Below are 14,674 nucleotides of genomic sequence, written 5' to 3'. Positions count from 1 at the left end.
TATGCTGAACTTTATAAAAATCGGACTTAAAATGACCACACATTATGCTCATGCTCTTACCATATTAAATACTTTAAAATCACAAAACATATCCCTGAAATAACAATCGACCCAATTACTGATATTACACTTCCCTTTAAGAAACCGATAAAATGGAATTTATAATCTTTGTACGCTTTATTTCCCTCACTCCCAGGAAGTACAATAAACTTCGGCTGCCAAGTGCAAAAAATAAGCCAGTCCATCACGATTAAATCAAATATATTCCAACACAGGCAGACTATAAGTATATGGCAAAAGATTATCCAATAACTTACTTGATTTTCATGATATGTATATATGCCACTCCAAAATATAAAAGCTACAATTAAAAGCATCGTTATTGTTTCAAACATATATGCAGCTTTTTTGTTTGTAAATGGAGGAAGATTAATAACCTCCTGTAGTTCTTTCGGATAATCTTGTAGAAATAAATGAGGCCACTTTATTTCAATAAATGTAACCGTACTGCTCCACATAAGTGCCCAAATTAATCCATGTATCAATGCTGTTCCCAAATTCACTAACATACACATCCTTTCACCTTCACATAATATAAAAGCTGGAGGGAATTTTTTGTTTATGTAAAATATTGGCGAAGTCAACTTGACTCTTTTTTTATATAAATCTAAATCCTTACCTAAAAAACTTTCATTTTGTATTTTTTTAATCGGAGAATTAAGCTTATCTAGATTGCTTTTATATAAATATTAAGCTATGTTTAATCATAGTGTTAATAATATGCCAATTTTAAATGAATACATTTTAGGATTCCTTTAATCAATATTTTACAAATTCACGAATTGTTGTTTTTCAAGTTTATCAATTAAATACCCTAATAAACCACCGAAAATCAATGTCATTACTATAGTCCAAATTGCTCCTGTTAAATTAGATTCTATTACAAAAATAGTTGAGGGGATAAATATAAGTATAGAAATAATAATTCCTTTTATAATTCCATGGAATTTCAACTTTGTTGTTGAAATAAAGAAGCCCACTATAACCCAAGTCAAAAAAGTTGATATATTAGCATCCCAAGCTACCTTTTGCAATATCATAGGTAAAACATTTATAATTCCTACAATAGTGCCTAAAATAATACCCAAATATGTTTTATTAAAAATTTTCATAAACAACTACTCCTTTCAATTTATTAAATCATTATGTCTTTATTATATTATACAAAAATTAAGTATATATTTCAAATATTTAACATTATCACATATAAATCGCTTCCCTATTTTAAAATCCTTTAACTTTGTATCAGAATGAGATGTATGTGATTGAACTAATAAATATTTGCTTTTTTCAGTATCCTTCTCTGTTTTAAAGAACTCTACCCACTTAAACCAGTACATGTAGTTGGCAAGATATTTTGTTGCAACACTATGAAACTGATACATCCACTCTTTTAATTTGCTATGGAACGCATTAATATGCTGTATATGAAATATGCCTTCCTTGTGTTTACCACGTTTAATCTGTTGTAGTTCAACATTTGAATTTTGAGCAAATTTAATATAACTCTTATGTGAATCAGTACACAGAATAGATTTTAGCATCTAAAAATTATATCTCCAAAAGAATGATGTAGGTATGCTTATTCCAACTAGCTCTGCACATTTTCTTATAGAATAACCATTTGCCATACATTTTGAATATAGTATCCACTTCTTAATATCTTTTTTACTGTTATAACGTGGTGAGAGTGTAAAGTCGGTAAAGGTCTTTCGGCAGGACTTTTTTAAAGCATTTTTGTTTTTTACAGACACTTGAAGCATAATATTCTTTGAGTTTTTCTCTTTCAATTTTTCTATTGATGAGAGTAAAATGTCTCTCCCATAACCATTCCCACGGTGTTCTGGGAGCACACCAAATCCATAAATACCTCCTACACCATCACATATTTCTAAACGAACTTTTCCTATGTTTTATTATTAATTTCTGCTATATAAGTAATTGCGCCACATTTTTCTTCTTCCTCAAACATACAAATATCCTCTTCTTTGAATTCCACATTTGAATATATATAATCCTGCACTGCAATTTCTTTTGCATCTTTATTTGTAGTTTTTCTTAAAACTACATCACGCGCTATTGTATTTTGTTTTAATTTATTTCTTAAAAACATCTCATATTCAGAGTTATCAAAGCTGGCACCTGTGGATTTAATAAATTCCTGTCCAGAACTAGAATTATTATCACTTAAAGAATATACTTTTCTTATTTGCTTGCAATTCATTTGATAATAGATGAATGAATAATTCTTCAAAAGCAGCGGCACTTGCAACCATACAAATTATATACATCAGAACATCTGATTGGGAAAAAGCAAGTGATAGTGGGAATGTAAATAGCACAAGCCCTGTAATTTTATTCCCATAAGTATGAAGTATCCCAAATGTTTTATACTTTACAAACACCACTATCATTGACACTACCCTAACTATTCCAATGATAACTACCCAGCCCTCTGGTGCTCCTGCACGAATTAGTGTATTACCTGTTGCATTACATGTCATCCAATCAATAAGAATTTTTTTCTTATCGTCTGTTAATATATCTCCAGTTGTGTATGCTTGTAAATCAGTTGCCAATTGTCTTGGTGTGCTAGTGTCCCTAATATCTTCAGGTATGGCTTCGTTTAGATCTGGTTCTATACGTGTAGGTTGCGTAACGTTATCCCCTAATTGATTAAGTGCTGATTTAAAACCATTAGGTCCACCTATATGATCAAATAAAAGGTTTGCAGCTGTATTATCACTAAACAGTAATGCTGCATTGCAAATTTCTTCAATGGTCATGCCTTTATCAATGTTATCTTTTGTAATTGGAGCATAAGAAAGAACATCTTCTTTGTTATATTTAACTACTTGTTTAAGCTGCTCTAATGAATCTTGTTTTAAAACAGCACCAGCGGCTAAAGCTTTGAATGTAGAACAGTAAGCAAACCTATCATCATGGGCAAAAATACCCAACTTACAGGTGCAGTGCAAAGTGAAAATCAAAACTCAGAGCTTAAATTAAATGCACCCGAGCTTCTTCTATAAATTCCTACTTATATTTTTCTATCATACAAACACATTTTGACTTCATTTGAATATATATAATAGGGTAACATAATAATTTTTGGAGGAACAATATGAATCAAATGTACAATATGGAAGAACCCATGATGCCGTGGAGGATGGCACCTGCACCTATGCCTAATATGCCAAACATGCCCAATATGCCCAATATTCCTATGCCCATTATGCCTATATCTAACAGTACTATGCCTATGACTATGCCTGAGCATATGCAAATGATGCACATGCATATCATGATGCAAATGTATATAACTATACAAATGAATACTATGAAAATGATGGATAAAATGAATAAGATTGAGAATATGGATAAGAAATAAATGCAGGAAAAATTAATAAGTATGTAGTAGTTAAAATTAGAAAAGCATGAGTCTTAAACTATACTTATGCTTTTCTAATTTTTGTTAACAGCCTAAACCCAATTAATTACAATAAATTAAACTACTATATTACGTAATAAAAAAGAAGCCAATTTTTAAGCTTCTTATTATTCCATATTTATTTTATTATTTTTCTTAATAATTCTTTTTCCTTAATAAAAAATTCTTCTTCTGTTATAATTCGTTCATCTAATAATTCTTTATATTTCATAATTTCATCTGTTACACTTTGTTGTTCCATTAAACTTTCCATAGGTTGTTTAATAAGCATCTTGCACCTCATAACCCTTTCTTTTCCCTTTAAAGTATAATCTTAATAATTTATTTTGCTATCGATTTAAATAATACTGTCTGTTCTTTAATACCTTTCTCAGCTGCAAATCTTTCAATACTTGATGCACCAAAGAAACCATCTATCCCTTCTGTTCTTTCAATTACGTATGTAGCATCTTCTGGTTCTGCAATCGGTCCACCGTGACAAATTACCATAATATCTGGATTAACTTCTCTACCCGCTTTAATAATAGCTTCAATCTTCTTAACACAATCATCTAATGTAAGAGCTGTTTTTGCTCCAATTGTACCTTTGGTAGTCAAACCCATATGTGCGACTAAGATATCTGCTCCTGCTGCTGCCATAGCTTTTGCTTGATCTGGATTAAATACATAAGGAGTCGTAAGCATGTCTAATTCATGTGCTGTTCTAATCATTTCTACTTCTAATCCATATCCCATACCTGTTTCCTCTAAATTTTGTCTGAATACGCCATCAATTAAACCTACTGTTGGGAAATTTTGAACTCCATTAAACCCTTGATCCTTTAGTTGTTTTAAATATATTTCCATAACTCTAAAAGGATCAGTACCACATACCCCCGCTAAAACGGGTGTATGTTTTACAACAGGTAATACTTCTGAACCCATCTCAACCACAATTTGATTTGCATCACCATAAGATAATAATCCTGCAAGTGATCCGCGGCCTGCCATTCTATATCTTCCAGAATTATATATAATTAGCATATCAGCTCCGCCAGCTTCGCTGCTTTTAGCAGTAATACCTGTACCCGCTCCTACTCCTAATAGTATCTTTCCATTTTTAACTTCATCCTTAAACTTTATAATAATTTCTTTTCTCGTCATTTTATTCATTTCCAAATCCTCCTTAAATAGTTTGAATTTTGGTCACTAGTTTTTCAATTTTGGGATTATTACCTAAAATCCTATTACTACACTAATATATCCGAACATTATATCCTACTTACTCATTAAATCTATTAATTTTTGTGCTGCTACTTCTGCAAATACTGCATTGTTAATCTCACAATCCATTTCAATTACTTCTACAATGTTTTTGTTCACACCATTTCTTAAGGTGTCAAATAGCATCTTATCTTCTTCTACACCATAAAACTCTTGACCTTCTACATCAATGCCCGATATGCCTCTTAGTGGTAAAAATAAAGCAGTTTTCTCTTTTGCCATATTTAATTTCTCAACAAGCTTTTTCCCGATTGCTTCATTTTCTGCTACATTTGTTCTCATAAGTGTCACTGTCGGATTGTGCTTATAAAAATTACGTCCCTCAAACTTTTTTGGTACTGTATCGTATGTCCCAAAGTTGCACATATCAAGTGCACCTACTGATACAACTTGTGGAACATGATTTTTACTTGCGGCTTCTAAACGATGTTCCCCTGCATTCAAAACTCCACCGATAACTTCATCTGCCCACTCTGTTGTTGTAAGATCTAAAACTCCTTCAATAAATCCAGCCTCAATAAGTGCTTCCATCGACTGTCCACCTATACCTGTTGCATGGAACACAAGCACTTCATATCCTCTATCCTCAAGATATTTTCTGGCTGCCGTTACACATGGAGTTGTTACGCCAAACATAGTTGCAGCAATTAATTTTTTTTTCTCTACCACTTTTATGTTTTCAAATTTAACCATACCTGCTATTGCAAATACTGCATTTGCAAAAATCTTAGTTGAAATTGAATTAAGCCCTGAAACATCTACTACAGATGGCATCATAACAATATCACTTGTTCCTACATATGGAGCAGTATTTCCCGATGCTACTGTCGATACCATAACTTTTGGCACCCCAATAGGAAGTGCCCTCATTGCTGGTGTTACTAGTGAAGTTCCTCCACTACCTCCAAGGGATATTATTCCATCAAATTTACCTTCTTTGTATAATTTAGGTGCTAATTTTTCCATACCTTTTGATAATATTTCTGTTGCTAATGCTCTGTCCTTTTTATCAACGAGAGTTTTAATGTCTACGCCTGCTATCTCTGCTACTTCATTGTTTGATACATCAGGTTTAAATGTTGGCTTAAACACTCCTGTGTGAATCGTAAAAGTACTTAACCCCAAACCTTCAATCAATTCTTTTACATATAAATACTCATCACCTTTAGTATCAAATGTTCCTGCAATTGCAATTGTTTTCAATTTTTAACCCCCTATACAACTCTAAATTAATCATACTGCCATAGCTTCTTACCGTAAACGCTTTTATGTCTTATGTTTTTGTGCTTATGTATTATTTTTAGCTTTATATTGTTTGGGAGACAATCCCTTGTACTTTTTAAACATTTTGCTAAATTGTGAATAATCATGATAACCAACTAATGATGCTAACTCTGATAACTGGATATTTTCTCTTTCTAAAATTTCTACTGCTTTATTTATACGGAATTTAACTATATACTGTGGAAAACTGCAACCAATTTTCTTTTTGAATAGACTGCTTAAATAACTCCTAGATACATGCGCTACTGTAGCTAAATCTAAAAACGAAATATCATTCATATAATTTTCAGAAACGTATTCCTGCACAAATCCAACATAATCGTAGTGTTTTGAAACTCCATCCAACATCTTAATCATTAAATCTTCTTCATTCAGCTGCCCTGCTATTTTGAAGGCTTTTGTTATATTTGTAATCGCCTTTTCTGATGGAATCCTCTCAAATGCAGACCCACCTATATATCCCATTAAGCTTTTATTACTACTATACATATACTGAATATCAATTGGTGTCTTTACAGGGCCACCATAAACCAACTTAATTACTTCTGGCTTTAATTCATTACATTTATTAAATATCTTGTCCACTTTAACCTTTGCAGCTTCCAGAGAGAACACTTTTTTTGCCCCTAATAACCCGCCTCCCGTTAATCCTAAATGTGCACAAATTATATCAGCTCCAGCATCAATCATCTGAGCTGTTTGTACCTCGTCAAACACAAATGCAACTGTAAACATATCTTTTTCATGGGCTATTCTTATTGCTTGTACTTCAATTAGATAATGCTGTCCATTGTCTTTAAGAGCCTCGCTAAATTGACCGTCAATTAGTCCAACTGTCGGGTAATTATTAATACCAGAAAAACCCATGACCCTTATTTCATCTATGTAACTATTTATGTTTTTTGTAGGGTCTGTTGCATTAAGGCCAAAAATAATAGGTATGTCAGTTACCAAAGGCATTATTTCTTTAGAAGCAAAGTCCATTACCATATCATTGCTATTACAAAACGGTAAAAAACCTGCTAGTGAGCCCCTCCCCATTTGGCGAAACCTACCTGAATTTAACATCAAAAGAAAATCAGCCCCACCCTGTTTGGCATACGTTGCTGTTATTCCTGCACCTGTAGCTACCCCAATAATATGATTACCCATTTTTATTTGTGATTTTAGATTTTCTAATATTTTTTCTCTTTCCATACTTTCTAAGCCCCTTATTTTATTCATAATTCATTTCTGTGTTCATATTTTCTCTTCAAAAATAATCCTTGCAGTCCTCAACCTTATTCTATCTTCATTATACTGCAAATTTTATCATTTTATCTTTATTTTACCTATAATATCTTTTTTGCTTTTATCCATATTTAACGACATTTCAAAAGGTGATGATTTAACTAAAATTCTTCCCTCTAAATCACTTTGCTATCTTTTCTTATTATGGCATATATATTTTTTTATTAGCATCAAACATCACTCCACATTTCAAGTTTCTTACTCATTTGCCTAAATTGAAAATTAAGCCTAGATAAAACACCCTGGTCATAATCCACCATGTTGAAAGAATAATTCCCCTTCATTATTTCATCTACCTCTAAAGAAAAGCTATCTAGTTTTCGAACAAAATATTTTATTATGTACCACAAAAAAGCGATGCCAATCACAGCTATTACTGTAAACTTCTTATATTTACAGCTATAGTATTTGGGTCTATAAAATCCCCATCAATATTCCACAATTCATTTAAAAGCTGCTCCTTTGCTAGAAATTGCTTAGGATTAATAATTAAATATTTGAATAATTTCAGTTCTGTATTACTTAAAAATATCTCCTCTTGATTTTTTTATATCTTCATGTCCTTAAGAGAAAAAACTATACCTTGAGACATAATCTTTTCTTCTCCTTTTTTCACACAATTCTTTCTAATGAGAGCATTACCTCAAGGTGATAAAAATTGAAAATATTATTAGCATATATTAGCTAATGTAACATCTTTGAGAACAATATTAAAATAACACGAGTATATTTAATATTCCCCTGGATTTATCGTTATTTTAATAATATTTTCTTAACGTGGTAAATTTACGCTTAGCGGTTACTACACCTTTTTCAGTAAGAATGGAAACAGATGATATAGAAAAACTCATAGAATTCATTCAAGAAAAGGGTAAGAGTAGTAAAGAGTTTAATCCTAGCGGTGAAGTAAAGCATTTTGATCAAGAAATGTAACTTTAGATACTAGATTAAGTATAATATATTCACTTGAATTTAGAATCAATTCTATTATATTTGTCATATTATGAACTAAAGATGCAGTTATATATTTGAAATTATATCTTTCAAAGAGCTGGATCTGTATACAAACTACTATATTTCTTTCAATATTGATCAAAAATAAATAAACAGGAGTGATAAGAAAATGAGTGTTAGACATTATGTGCTTGTTGCCACTGATGGGTTTATAGAACTTCCTACTTCTCCAGACCTACCGCCAGTAGGAACTGAGCGTAGAAAAGTGTATGTATTTGGTTTTGTTGGTGGGCTGTTAAGTGTTAATGGTAAAGTAGTAAATGAAGACCTTGATTGGACAAAGCCCTCTAATTGGCCAAAATTTAAAGCCTTGATAGGAACTGCTACCATACCTTCACCAATGATCTGGGGGGAAATGGGCGATAGAGTTTATATAACCTTGATAAATTTAGGCATGCCTACCGCAGGTATTATGGATAATCACACTGTGCATATGCACGGTGCCCATGTAGCGACTCAGCTGGATGGCTTCCCGGAATCATCCTTTGGAGTTCCTATGTGGATGGATTTTGATAAAGCCCCATCCGTGGCAACTTATCTTTTTGATACGGAACATCCCGGAACCTATATGTATCACTGTCATGTTGAGGCATCTGAGCATGTTCAGATGGGTATGTACGGAGCCCTGGTTGTCTATCCGTCCATGAAAAGTCTTAAATTGGTAGGTATAAGTAAATTATGTAATGGCGGCTGGGTATACAAAGGAAAACTACAACACCATATTTCTAAAACTGCTACAAATAGAAATTTTGCATACAATGATATACGTTCTTATTTTGACAAGGAATATATCATGTTACTTTCTGATATAGATACCAGATGGCATGATAGTGTTCAAACCGGTGGTAATTTTAATCCTGTGGATTTTAAACCTGACTTTTGGCTTGTAAATGGTCGTGCCTTCCCGGACACCTTACTTCCACATCCCTTAACTCCTTCTCCAGGCAGTAATAAAGATGTATCTCAGATTAACTACGAATCCTATGTGCATGTGAAAACAGGAGAAATGTTCCTGCTTAGAATGATTAATATGGGCTATCAGGTCGTACCATGGCATATACACGGATGGCATTTTGCAGTAATAGGTAAGGATGCTAATCCAAGCCCATTCTTAAAGATGTCTGAAACACTAGTTTTACAAGGACATGAGGGCCTTGAAAGAGGCTTTACAGCTACAATAGGTTCAGGAGAAACGTTTGACCTATTGATAGAAGCCGAAGATAAACGTCCACAATATAGAAACTATATTGTAAATGGACAAGATTGTATACCCTCTTTGTGTAAGCAAATGCATGAAATAAAGAATATAGACCCAAATGCAATAGCTAATATTCCAACTGAACCAGTCAACATCAATAATATAAATACAGTCAATTATGTAGATATCTGCGATGAACCTTCAGCTGTTAATGACAACTTTTTCCCTCAATTTTATCCTATGCACAATCATGATGATTATAAAGTTACTAACAATGGAGTGTATCCAGGAGGACAATTGACCTACATTCAAACTGATGCTCCTGAGTCAAAGCGTGAAAAAAAGCATAATCACGTTACTTGTCCTGAAGATGGGTGTGATCCTTGGTGTGAAAAAGAAAATTAGTATAAATGTAGTTGAGGTAAGGCCTTTCTGTAAAAGGCAGTGACTTCTTATTTATACTCCTTCATAGCAAAAGCACCATAAAATCCATTCCTGAATAATACGGTGTTTTCATGCTCTGCTGTGTTTTTTAATGTAATACAAAAGTTGAACTGATCCCTATAAAATAGACAGTGGAAATAATAAAAACTAATCAAGCGGCCTGACCCCTAAATTTCAAAGGGCTAAGGCCGTTTAATCTTTTTGTAAACGCTTGGTATTGCAGAATATAATATATTCATCAATTGCATTAGACAGATCTTCATATGTATTATATTTGTGTAAATAGTACTCTTCACACTTGAGAGGTAACACCAGTAATTGTAACCTCTCTATTTTTTTCTTATTATCAGCAAACAACAAATGTGCGCTATATTACGAGATAATTCAATTAAAATAAAATTACACTAAGCTTTTTTTAATCTCTAATAAATAGTTTTTTCTTATAACGAGGAAATATATAATTTGGACAATCAACATAATTCCTATGACCTGTAATGCTGGTACAGTAATCTCAAATCCAAAAGCAGATTTTAATGAACTCATTGCAAAGAAAAAATGTACAACAGCAATTATATATGGGAGTAGAAATAATACCCCTATCTCAATATTTAATACCTTCTTTATTTCACTATAAGTTAATCCTATTTTATTCAATTGTTTATACTTCTTTTTATCCTCTATAAGATCCATGTAACACTTGTTGTATAAGAAACTTGCGGTTGTTACAAAGAATATAAGTCCTATAAATATTGCACTAAACAAAATCACCCCATAGACTATTTTAGTTCTTTCCAATATATAAGCTTTTAGGAAGTTATTATAAAATTTATCACCTTTATCATCGCAAAACTTATTATAATAATTATTACCTATACTTAATGTATCCTTGTAATTATTTACATTAAGTGCTCCAAAGTAGCACTTAGACCCCTTCATTTTTTCATATACATCATCTTTAACCACATATACCTTTTCATAAATTGCTGGGATTACTCCTTCATCACCTCTACTAACAACCTTTAATTCCTTATTTTCTAAAGTAACATTTTCTCTTTCATCTTTAGCTAAAGCTTCGACTATTCTGGTCTCATTTTCTTTTAAAATAATAGTGTTTAAAGATAGTTCCACTGCTAATTTATTATAAATATCTTCTTTAATTATAGTTACTTCATCTTTACCACCATCAGGTATAACAAACTTCATTTCGCCATTAACCTTAGTATAATCTATCTCTTCATTTTTCAATGAATCTTCTATAAAATCGACTTTATAATCAACTTTAGTTTTATTATTATAAGTATCAACACAGAAAAATGCTTGTGGAGAAATTTTATTTACCTCCGCCTCTTTATCTCTCCAATAAGCATATACTGACCCTATTGACGAAAGAGCAACTGTTGAAGTTATTGTAATTAAGAAAAGCATTCTTGTGTTATCTTTTATTCTATATAGTAAATTTGACACCCATAGTACTGTAGTTTTATTCATATAAAAGTTTCTGCTTTTTTTAAGTAACTTGAGTACAAATACACTTAATTGAGAAAATAATAGATATGTTGCTACAATCACCATTATTGTTACAGGTATTATTCTATAGGCTAGTGTCTTTTCACTTGATGTAATTGATAGATAATATCCTACTGTAAGCAATACTATACATATAATCGAGAGAATAGCCGATGATTTTGGTTCTGCTTTGGGTTTTTTAGTCCCTTTAAGCAATCTTAAAACCATATCTTCTTTTATAACAAATGAACAAAATATTGAAATTACTATTCCTATCAATACAAATGCAATTAAGGTAATAATCATAGCTTTAACTGGAATATAAAATCCTAGTGCATTAAATCCTAACAACTTTCCACTGACTGCTAAAAGTATTTTTGAAAATACAATTCCTACTATTATCCCTACTACTGCAGATACTGAACTAATTATTATATTTTCAATGGTTATAATTCTCTGTATTTGCTTTTTTGATGAGCCTATAATATAAAGTATTCCAAATTCTTTATATCTACTTTTTAAAAAGACACTTACTGAATAGAATACAAAAAAACACAAAAATAAGTATGCAATTACAGTTGTAACATAAAGAGCATTTCTTATGTTATTAGGTAATTTAAGCCCCACAAAGTCAGGATGAACTATAATCATAGTAAAAGAGAATAATAGTGTTGCTGATATACTACTACTTAAAAAGTAGGCAAAATATCCTTTTATATTTCTGTACACATTTTTAGTGGCAAACTCTCTAAGATTCATTAGTTTCCACCTCCCATTAGTGCAATCACGTCAATAATTTCCTGATAAAACTGTTTCCTGCTATCTCCCCTATAAATTTCATTATATATAGTTCCATCTTTTATAAATAGAATTTTATTACAATAACTTGCTGAAAATGTATCGTGAGTTACCATCATTGTAGTTACTTTTTCATCTTTATTTATTTTTTCAAATAATTCCATTACATTTTTAGCAGCTTTTGAATCCAAGTTACCAGTTGGCTCATCAGCAAGTAATAGAGTAGGATTATGTATTAATGCTCTTGCAATAGCTGTTCTCTGAGCTTCTCCTCCTGATATTTCAAAAGTTCTCTTGTTAATTAGATTCTCTATTCCAAGTATCTTTGATATTCTATTAAGTTCCTCATCCTGATCTTTAACTAGTACTCCATCTAATGTTAGTGGAAGCACTATATTTTCACCAACAGTTAAAGTATCTAATAGGTTGAAATCTTGAAATACAAAACCTAATTCTCTCCTTCTAAATAAGGCCAGATCATCGCCCTTAAGATTCAGTGGATTTTTATCTTTTATTCTTATTTCTCCTGATGTTGGCTTATCTACTGTTGAAATCATATTTAATAATGTTGTCTTACCACTTCCTGATGGGCCCATTATCCCTACAAATTCTCCTTCGTCAATTGTGAAACTTATATTATCCAAAGCATTGAATGATATTTTATTACCATATACCTTGCTTAAATTCTTTACTTTCAAAATATCCATATTACTTATTCCTCCTATTATGTTAAATCATCACCTGCGGTGCTGCTCATCTTCTACGAAGATGCATTAACGACTTCAGAAGAAGATTTATACTCCCACTTAAGTTTTATTTTGTTATAGTGTGTAACAGAAACTTATAGACGTAGGTGACTTTCCTTCTAAATTGTAGTTAACGTGATAATCTTAGTTAATACTAATACACCAAGTAAAATCCCTACTACTATTCTATATACTGCAAATACTTTCATTGGCTTCTTTTTTAAGTACTCAACAAATTTTTTCATAACTATTAAAGACACTATGAAAGCCACAATAAATCCAGTTATTAATGAAATCCATAATGTTTTCGTCATTATAGAATAATCAAATTCAAATAAGTCCTTACCTGTTGCCCCTATCATAGCTGGAATCGCTATGAAAAATGAAAATTCTGCCGCTATCGGTGTTGATAATCCTGCAATCCATCCACCCATAATCGTAGATGCACTTCTTGACATTCCTGGCCACACGCAAAGAAGTTGTAATATGCCAATTTTTAATGATTGTACAGGTGTTATATTATCTATACTATCTACTTTATGCTTCTTACCTACGAAACTCTTTTCGACTATCAGTAACAATAATCCACCAACTATAAATCCTACTATGACAGCTTTGGGTATAAATTTCGATTTTATTTTATCGTAAAATGTTACTCCTACAATAGCCATGGGAATAGAAGCTGCAACAACATTAATCCCAAATCTAAATCCCTTTTCCCCCTCTCTTCCTTTAGTAAATATAAACTTAAAAAATTCTATTACACTTTCGTTAATCTTCTCCCAATACAAAACAACAACTGCCATTATTGCCCCAAGTTGAATTACAACTTCAAACATCTTTGCAAATTCTCCCTCAAACCCAATTGCCCATCCAATTAATATCATATGGCCTGTAGAAGATACTGGGATAAATTCAGTTACCCCCTCTACTATTGCTATTATGATTGCTTTTAATAAAAATATTATATCTATGTCTTATCACTCCTTACAAACTAATTATTACTTTATATATAGTTTATAATAATAATGTATAAAGTACTATCTGCAAAGCTTACAGGAATGTGACATGGTTGTAAGCTTTGCAATTATTAGTTGTTGCAGCTCCGCAGAAGACAATTTAACGCCCTAAAAAAAAGCATATAAAATAATACTATTTTATATACTTCCATTCACATATTATAGAAATCCTATTTTCTTCGAGTTTTGATATTACAACTCCATTCATCTTTTCCATTAAACTTTTTACAATAGACAGCCCAAGTCCTACACCATTCCCCGTTCTCACTTTGTCTGCCATATAGAATCTATCAAACATATGTAATACATCTTTTTCATCAATGCCTGTACATATATTTGAAATTTCAAAAGTAACTTTAGCATCACATTCTTCTAATTTTATTTCAATAACTTTCTCAGCATATTTTAATGTATTAGATAGCAAATTATCTATTATTCTCTCTAGACTATCCTTATCCCCCATTATAAAAATTGGCTTATCCGGAATGCATATTTTGGGCTCTATCCCTTTTCTCTCAAAAGATTCATAAAGTGATAAAATTTCGTCTCGTACTATATTAGTTAAATTTATTTTTACCATCTCTAACTCATAATCTTCAGT

14 protein-coding genes and 3 pseudogenes are annotated in these 14,674 nt (G+C 31.7%); 2 read left to right on the top strand and 15 right to left on the bottom strand.

The window, feature by feature from the left end:
* Positions 1-56 precede the first annotated feature (56 nt).
* The 6 genes and pseudogenes from ACWJKS_RS08555 to bla all read right to left on the bottom strand — a co-directional run.
* Positions 57-569, bottom strand: coding sequence for a hypothetical protein (locus ACWJKS_RS08555; RefSeq protein WP_216304009.1), 513 nt, complete (start codon positions 567-569; stop codon positions 57-59).
* A gap of 258 nt (positions 570-827) precedes the next feature.
* Positions 828-1,172 carry a hypothetical protein gene (locus tag ACWJKS_RS08550; protein WP_216304008.1) on the bottom strand — a complete coding sequence of 115 codons (345 nt, stop codon included), beginning with the start codon at positions 1,170-1,172 and terminating at the stop codon, positions 828-830.
* Positions 1,173-1,214: 42 nt separating this feature from the next.
* Positions 1,215-1,784 (bottom strand): annotated as a pseudogene (locus ACWJKS_RS08545) (IS1595 family transposase); the annotation flags it as partial.
* Between the two features lie 63 nt (positions 1,785-1,847).
* Positions 1,848-1,913, bottom strand: a pseudogene (locus tag ACWJKS_RS08540) (hypothetical protein); the annotation flags it as partial.
* A gap of 53 nt (positions 1,914-1,966) precedes the next feature.
* Complete coding sequence (locus ACWJKS_RS08535; protein WP_216304006.1) at positions 1,967-2,284, bottom strand: hypothetical protein; 318 nt, start codon at positions 2,282-2,284, stop codon at positions 1,967-1,969.
* A 217-nt stretch (positions 2,285-2,501) separates the two neighbouring features.
* Positions 2,502-3,023: pseudogene (bla, locus tag ACWJKS_RS08530) on the bottom strand (class A beta-lactamase); the annotation flags it as partial.
* A gap of 161 nt (positions 3,024-3,184) precedes the next feature.
* Between bla and ACWJKS_RS08525 the strand changes: the two are divergent.
* Positions 3,185-3,451, top strand: coding sequence for a hypothetical protein (locus ACWJKS_RS08525; RefSeq protein WP_216304005.1), 267 nt, complete (start codon positions 3,185-3,187; stop codon positions 3,449-3,451).
* A gap of 178 nt (positions 3,452-3,629) precedes the next feature.
* On the opposite strand, the gene ACWJKS_RS08520 is transcribed toward ACWJKS_RS08525, so the two are convergent.
* The 5 genes from ACWJKS_RS08520 to ACWJKS_RS08500 form a co-directional block, all read right to left on the bottom strand.
* On the bottom strand, positions 3,630-3,782 hold the full coding sequence (locus ACWJKS_RS08520; RefSeq protein ID WP_216304030.1) for a hypothetical protein: 153 nt from the start codon (positions 3,780-3,782) through the stop codon (positions 3,630-3,632).
* Positions 3,783-3,832: 50 nt separating this feature from the next.
* The gene (locus ACWJKS_RS08515) at positions 3,833-4,663 is read right to left on the bottom strand and encodes a phosphoenolpyruvate hydrolase family protein (protein WP_216304004.1); all 831 of its coding nucleotides are present in this window, start codon (positions 4,661-4,663) and stop codon (positions 3,833-3,835) included.
* Positions 4,664-4,768: 105 nt separating this feature from the next.
* Complete coding sequence (locus ACWJKS_RS08510) at positions 4,769-5,977, bottom strand: Tm-1-like ATP-binding domain-containing protein (protein ID WP_216304003.1); 1,209 nt, start codon at positions 5,975-5,977, stop codon at positions 4,769-4,771.
* Positions 5,978-6,061: 84 nt separating this feature from the next.
* Positions 6,062-7,255, bottom strand: a complete 1,194-nt coding sequence (locus ACWJKS_RS08505; protein WP_462960946.1) for a phosphoenolpyruvate hydrolase family protein — start codon at positions 7,253-7,255, stop codon at positions 6,062-6,064.
* A 466-nt stretch (positions 7,256-7,721) separates the two neighbouring features.
* On the bottom strand, positions 7,722-7,880 hold the full coding sequence (locus ACWJKS_RS08500; protein WP_216304028.1) for a winged helix-turn-helix domain-containing protein: 159 nt from the start codon (positions 7,878-7,880) through the stop codon (positions 7,722-7,724).
* Between the two features lie 591 nt (positions 7,881-8,471).
* Here ACWJKS_RS08500 and ACWJKS_RS08495 point away from each other — a divergent pair.
* On the top strand, positions 8,472-9,965 hold the full coding sequence (locus ACWJKS_RS08495) for a multicopper oxidase domain-containing protein (protein WP_220319700.1): 1,494 nt from the start codon (positions 8,472-8,474) through the stop codon (positions 9,963-9,965).
* A gap of 438 nt (positions 9,966-10,403) precedes the next feature.
* Here the strand turns inward: ACWJKS_RS08495 and ACWJKS_RS08490 are convergent, their stop codons facing one another.
* From ACWJKS_RS08490 to ACWJKS_RS08475, 4 genes are all read right to left on the bottom strand, one after another.
* Positions 10,404-12,269, bottom strand: coding sequence for an FtsX-like permease family protein (locus ACWJKS_RS08490; protein WP_462960945.1), 1,866 nt, complete (start codon positions 12,267-12,269; stop codon positions 10,404-10,406).
* Complete coding sequence (locus ACWJKS_RS08485) at positions 12,269-13,015, bottom strand: ABC transporter ATP-binding protein (protein WP_216304186.1); 747 nt, start codon at positions 13,013-13,015, stop codon at positions 12,269-12,271. Before ACWJKS_RS08485 ends, ACWJKS_RS08490 begins: the two co-directional genes overlap by 1 nt.
* Positions 13,016-13,173: 158 nt before the next feature.
* The gene (locus tag ACWJKS_RS08480; RefSeq protein ID WP_462961065.1) at positions 13,174-14,028 is read right to left on the bottom strand and encodes an undecaprenyl-diphosphate phosphatase; all 855 of its coding nucleotides are present in this window, start codon (positions 14,026-14,028) and stop codon (positions 13,174-13,176) included.
* A 178-nt stretch (positions 14,029-14,206) separates the two neighbouring features.
* Complete coding sequence (locus ACWJKS_RS08475; RefSeq protein ID WP_462960944.1) at positions 14,207-14,653, bottom strand: sensor histidine kinase; 447 nt, start codon at positions 14,651-14,653, stop codon at positions 14,207-14,209.
* Between the last annotated feature and the right edge of the window lie 21 nt (positions 14,654-14,674).

It is taken from the genome of Clostridium sp. CM038 (genome assembly GCF_055081105.1).
Note: the sequence above shows the minus strand (reverse complement) of the source record. Positions and strands in the feature narration are given on the sequence as shown.